Below are 6,000 nucleotides of genomic sequence, written 5' to 3' on the forward strand. Positions count from 1 at the left end.
ACTATTATTTACACGATAGCGCCGGTTACAAACCTCTGGTTTTCGTCGGGTGCTGGACAATGATGGTGGTTAGAAACACGAACTGGCTGCACGATGACGATAGTTAGAAACAAAAGCTAGCTGCAAGGTGGCGCCAGTTAGAAACAAAAGCTGGCTGCAAGATGGCGCTGTCGATAACGTCAATCGTCGGTTTCATGTGGGCGGCTATTTGTGGCAATCAATTCTGTAACCCTCGCCACATCCCGTGGGGATAGCTGCTTATGTGTAGCGTGATCGCGAATCACACCATTCAACTGATGCAATCGCGTTACGACATATGACGCATTTTTTCCGCGGACGTCTGCATTGCGGTTCGTGAAACAAAGAATTCCTACGACATCCGTGGATACACCGTTGTCCTGCAGGAGCGTCTCAAGAAGACTGTGGTGCCGGCTCATCTGAATCGTTGGGCTGTGAAACTCGCCTTGTACACTTCGTTCCACTCCACTGTTCGAGATCCGAATCTGACCCGCCCAGTTCTTCGACTCCACGTGAAAGACGCCGTTCGGGCCAATCACAACGTGATCGAACTCGTGTACACGTCCGCGGTGGTGCAGATAAAACCGATTCAGCGTCCGGTACCGAGGGCCCAGTTTCTCAAGTTCCTCCGCCGTCATCCTCTCGCCGCGAAGTCCGGCTGCGTCCTTGGCTTTCTCAACGACTGCGGACTGACGGCGCAAGTAGATGGTGCGCAGGACACCGATAATGAGCACAATCCAGCCGAGTGTGCTGATGCCTTGCCACAGATCGTGGCGCAGCATGCCTCTACCGCCGGCTGTTGTACTGGGTGCCGCTGCGTTGCCTAATGCGCTCCCGATGCCGGAGACGCCGCCTGGGGCTGTAACGATGCCCCCGCCCGCACCAGTCTGCACGTGACTTGCAAGAGGAAGGATGGGAAGCTCAAGGCTTAGAAATAGGATAACAATGCCGAGGACAACTAACTTTGATACAGGGCGTGATGTGGGTCTGCGGTTGGTCATAGCCTCTCTCCTTCCAATAACAAAGATGAAAAAGCTCGGGTTCACATGACACAAAAAAATTGCAGGCTCGAGCTTATGTTGAGCAGAAGATATACAGGATCCAACTCATGTTGCATGCCGGATGACAGGCTTTTGTTTACTTTACCACGAGGTGATGTGAAGTTCAGAAGCGTTGAGAGACAAACCACATAAAAGAAGGCCTGCCATCAGCAGACCTTCGTGGGATGTTTGTGTTTGTACAATGAATGAACTGGAGGCAGCCGATTGCTTAGCTGTGATTGCTTAGCTGTGATTGCTTAGCTGTGATTGCTTAGCTGTGATTGATAAGCTGGCTGCAACTGATTGGCAAGCTGACGACAGTCGCTACTTGTAGAGGGCTAGATGTCCTGTGTTACCCCTCGTTCAGCAGCCTGTTGGTCTGCAGGTTGCGCTCAGCCTCTCTTCGGAACAGCCCGTTCAAAAGCAGGATCACAATGATATTCACTAAGAGGCCCCAGAATCCATCGTATCCTGCAAGTTTAAAGACAAAGTGGTTGAGAAACACCATCGCGATCCCGGCGATAAGCCCGATCGTCACAGCCGAGTTCGACAGCCTCCTCCAGAACAAGCTGAGACCAATGGCCGGGATAATCTGTACCATACCACTGACCCCTTCGAGCTGAAGGGAAATGAGCTGGGTTGGAAACAGCACACCGAACAGGAGTGCAAGAAACGTCATGACAAAGACAAACCATCTCGCTGTCAACGTTCGTGCGCTGTCCGACATGTGCGGTATGAGCCAATCCTTCAGGACGTTCGTTGCAAACAGGTTGCTCGCGGCGAGAACCATAATGGACGCAGGCACCAAACTCGCCAAGGCCACCGTTGCATACATGAGTCCTTGCACCACTCCGTTGTGATAGGTGTGCTGGATGAGGTACAAGAGAATGACATTCGAATACCCCGGCGTCTTCAAGTGAGGCAGAACCATGTAAGCCACAATGCCGAGGAACGTGATGAAGAACAAAAGGATGTTGTAAAACGGAAGAAACACAGCATTTTTCCGCAAGTTGTTTGCATTTCGGGAGCTAAGGGCGCCCGTCGAAGCATGCGGCCACATAAACAGCGCAAGCGCTGAAATCAGGGCTGATGTCATAAACCAGAAGTCACCGTGCGGACCCGGATGCAGCGTTAACGTCTTCGGGAACTGTGTCACCGCGGTGTGGTACATGTTGCCCCAGCTGCCAAAGAGGATGAACGGTACCGTGATCACCATGATGATCATGATGATCCACACCAACGCATCCTTAATCATGGATGTCCACGCGGGTGCTCTGAGCCCACTGAAAAACGTGTAAAGTGCAACAAGGATGAACGAGATCACAAGCGCTATTGTACCGACGGCCTTGGGATTTGCGAAACTGCCTTTACCTGCGACAGCGACGACGCCAGTGATACCGCTCAGTTGCAGGTCAATATAGGGGATGAGAAAGATGATCCCGGTCAGAGCCACCAGCACGCCGAGCGTCCGGCTTTGAAATCTCTCCCGCGCATAGTCTGCCAACGTAGTGAGCTTATACCGCGCGGCATACTCCCAAAGACGGGGCAAGATGTAGTAGGCGATTGGATAAGCCAAAACGACGTAAGGAACTGCAAAAAACGCTGCGGCTCCGAGGCTGTATCCGTATCCGGTTAACCCGAGAAAGGTGTAGGCGGTGTAAACGTCTGCACCAATGAGAAACCAGATCAGCAGGCCGCCAAAATTGCGTCCACCTACGCTCCATTCTTCAATGTTGCTGCGTGAGGCTTTATCTCGGCCGGCAATAAAACCGACGAAGACGACAAGTAATACAACAATGGCTGTAGTGACAAGTGCGGTCAACCAAATACCTCCTTCATTCTCTTGCCTGATCCATGGCGTAAATCCACCACGTCAAGAGCGGGGTGATAATCATCCAAATCAGCAACCAAAACAAAAAGAAGGGCATACCGAGTACAAGTGGATGAATGGAGTTCACAAACGGAACGGCGAGGATGTTGCCAATGAGCATGATGATCAAGAGCAAAGTACGCACCGTACTCCTCCTCTCTTGCGGTTGTTAAGTTCTCAAGCGTCTTACAGGTCCTAACGCCTTTCAGGTCTTAACGTCTTACAGGTCTTACAGGTCTTACAGGTCTTAACGTCTTTCGTCTCTCAATGTATTACATTTTTTTACATGTCTTAACTTTTTCCAATTCTGAACGTCTTGCTGTTCTTAACGTCCTGCTATTCTCGACTTCTTACGGTTGTTATTCTTCCGATTGCTAAATGTTGGATTCCAAACGCCATTCCATCAGGCAGTTACATAGCATGCCCCAAGATGGCAAAAAGCATGAATGGTCGTGCACATCTGAGACGTGACCGTATGCGAGCAAGCTCCTCGACGTGTCGACAAATAACGGTTGACTTTGACAGCACCGTCTTCTACAGCGCCTTTGGCAGCGCTTTTGACAACGTCTTGGCGACACTTGGACAGCGCCTTAACGGTCCCTTCGACAGTTACCTTCACATACTTCCAAATCGTCTGCTATGATTGACTAAGGCAGCTCGTCCTCATTATTAAAACTAGATTTACAAGAGAGTGATCGACATTCACACGACATTCATTAGACATTCACACGAGAGTCAATCGAGAGTCTGGGAGCGACGATGATAGAACAATACCTCGCACATGTCGCAATCATTTTGCTTCCGTTGTTTGCACTCCAGGTTTGGGTTTTCCGTAGGTCATTTTACGAATTGCCGTGGCGACTATCCTTCATGACGTTGTACGGTGTGATCGCTTCAGTGTGGGACCAACTGTATCCGTTGGTCGTATTGGACATTCGATCGAGTTTCTCATCCGTTCCACTCATTGTGAGCTTCTTATATGGCAAACGCTTGGCTGGCTCAGCAGCTGTTTTTATGTTTTTGATTTGGAATCTAGGGTTCCACCCGCACACTTTTATCCCTGTCGCTATCTCAACCGTGCTCTATTGTGCACTACCGTTTTACATATCCAAACGATACGATGGGATGTCCAGAGCATCCCGCCTGCGTTGGGGTATCTTCTTATCGCTCCAAACGGTCGTCATTCACTGCATAGCGAAATTTGTGTTTACGCGTGTATCTAATACAGCTTCTCCGGCTCATACCACCACAACTCAGATGGTTTTTCATAAACTGATTCCGTTTTTCGGTCTGTCTTTTGTTGAAGAGTCCGTGATGATCTGTGTGGCTATCATGCTGATCGATAACGTGATCGAATACGGAAAATTGCGCTTATCCATGGTAGACAACGACTATCGCTACCGTTCACTACTCGAATTCAGTCCGCTTGGGATCTCGATTTTCGACAGACAGGACAGGTTCGTACTGGTGAACTCAGCGTATCAACGGATCACAGGGTATTCCTCAGCCGAACTGATTGGAAGGACAAGGTTCGAAATATGGTTTCCTGATGATATTGGGATCGCCAAGAAGTTCAGCAGCACGGTTCATACGGGCGAGGTATTCGTGGACGAGGAGGCACGATTTCGACATAAAACTGGCAGACCCATGAACGTGCGGTTTACCGTGGTTCCAATCATGGCCCATGGCAAGATCGAAGGCTACTTCAGTATCATGACTGACATCACGGAATCCGTTGAGCTTGAGAAGCACGTTCGCGAGACCGAAAAGTTATCGATTGTGGGGCAGCTCGCAGCGAGCATCGCCCATGAGATAAGAAACCCTCTGACAGCCTTGTCTGGATTCCTGCAGTTAATGGACGAGGGCAGGCTGTCGACGAAGGGTCCGCACCTTGGTGTCATGAAGGACGAATTGAACCGGATCAACCTGATTGCAGGACAACTGCTGCTGCTCGGCAAACCGCAAGCTGAGCACTTTGATAAGCACGATGTTGGCCAGCTTATTCAGGACGTCGTTGCGCTGCTAGAACCACAGATGCATATGTCCAATATTGAATGTGACGTAGAAACCGACGTTCAATCCAACGCAGAAACCGGCGTTCAATCCGACGCAGAAACCGGCGTAAAATCCGGCGTAAAATCCAACATCAGAACTCTGACCATTCTTTGCGACGCAAACCAAGTGAAACAAGCCCTCATCAACATCGTGAAGAATGCCATTGAGGCAATGGAGAATGCGGGCAAGTTGACAATCAGGGTTCAGCGGGAGCCGAACGACCGGATCGGGCTGACGATCCAAGACACAGGTATCGGGTTTGACTCAGACGTGATGAAGCGGATCGGGGAGCCGTTCTACACGACAAAGGGTGAAGGTACAGGGCTCGGCTTACTTGTCACGAGGCGGATTGTTCAGGCGCACGCCGGCACGATTGAGTTTCGCAGCAAACCCGGTCAGGGCACTCGGGTGACGCTCACCTTTCCCGCGGCTTCAGCTTCAGGCATCGGGGCGGAATCCGAGGTGCCGGCCGCCAGTGGGAGTCGGGCGGGCGGTGGCATGGGTGCTGCGGCGGAGGCTGGGGCCAGCGGTGACATGGGGGCTGCGGCGGAGGCTCGGGGCGACAGCGGGCGTGTAACGGCGGGAAGCCAGGCGGTTGATACGGCAACGATGCCACACGATGTCGCCCATGCGGTGGAACTTGCATCAGCCGCGGGCCAGCCGTGAGCTGCGCCGTGATTTAGTCGCTGCCACCGACTTAGGAGGCGCCGCACGGCTGTGACATGGGGATGTTAAGTCGGTCGCAGCGACTTAACTCCCGAATTTTAAGGTATTAAGTCGCCACGGGCGACTTAATGATCCGAATCCAAGGCTATTAAGTGGCTGCCACCCACTAGCGTTGCATTAACTTTTTAGTGGTTTGTCAACGGGTACCCGTTGACAAATTAAATATTTTAAACCTTATGAAGATTCATGATTCTGTAACCCCTATACATATAAAGATTCCTTAGAATAGATGTACAGGTAGCCCTGTCCAAATCTAATCTAAGGAACCCAAGCATGAATAAGGGTATCATG

Annotated in this window: 4 protein-coding genes; 1 reads left to right on the plus strand and 3 read right to left on the minus strand. The window is 51.0% G+C overall.

Annotation, left to right across the window (positions count from 1 at the left end; translation table 11 throughout):
• Positions 1-179: 179 nt before the first annotated feature.
• From AN477_RS16150 to AN477_RS16160, 3 genes are all read right to left on the minus strand, one after another.
• On the minus strand, positions 180-1,019 hold the full coding sequence (locus tag AN477_RS16150; protein ID WP_054970204.1) for a nuclease-related domain-containing protein: 840 nt from the start codon (positions 1,017-1,019) through the stop codon (positions 180-182).
• Between the two features lie 391 nt (positions 1,020-1,410).
• Positions 1,411-2,880, minus strand: coding sequence for a sodium:solute symporter family protein (locus AN477_RS16155; protein WP_245631861.1), 1,470 nt, complete (start codon positions 2,878-2,880; stop codon positions 1,411-1,413).
• A 13-nt stretch (positions 2,881-2,893) separates the two neighbouring features.
• Positions 2,894-3,073: a DUF3311 domain-containing protein gene (locus AN477_RS16160; protein WP_054970206.1), complete on the minus strand. Its 180-nt coding sequence runs from the start codon at positions 3,071-3,073 to the stop codon at positions 2,894-2,896.
• Positions 3,074-3,687: 614 nt separating this feature from the next.
• On the opposite strand from AN477_RS16160, the gene AN477_RS16165 reads away from it, so the two are divergent.
• On the plus strand, positions 3,688-5,649 hold the full coding sequence (locus AN477_RS16165; RefSeq protein ID WP_054970207.1) for an ATP-binding protein: 1,962 nt from the start codon (positions 3,688-3,690) through the stop codon (positions 5,647-5,649).
• The last annotated feature ends 351 nt before the right edge of the window (positions 5,650-6,000 follow it).

It is taken from the genome of Paenalicyclobacillus ferrooxydans (assembly GCF_001399675.1).
Taxonomy (GTDB): domain Bacteria; phylum Bacillota; class Bacilli; order Alicyclobacillales; family Alicyclobacillaceae; genus Alicyclobacillus_B; species Alicyclobacillus_B ferrooxydans.

Bases quoted from the DNA above. Each gene is read 5' to 3' on its own strand.
- AN477_RS16150 (WP_054970204.1), bottom strand. From the start codon at position 1,019: ATGACCAACCGCAGACCCACATCACGCCCTGTATCAAAGTTAGTTGTC.
- AN477_RS16165 (WP_054970207.1), top strand. From the start codon at position 3,688: ATGATAGAACAATACCTCGCACATGTCGCAATCATTTTGCTTCCGTTG.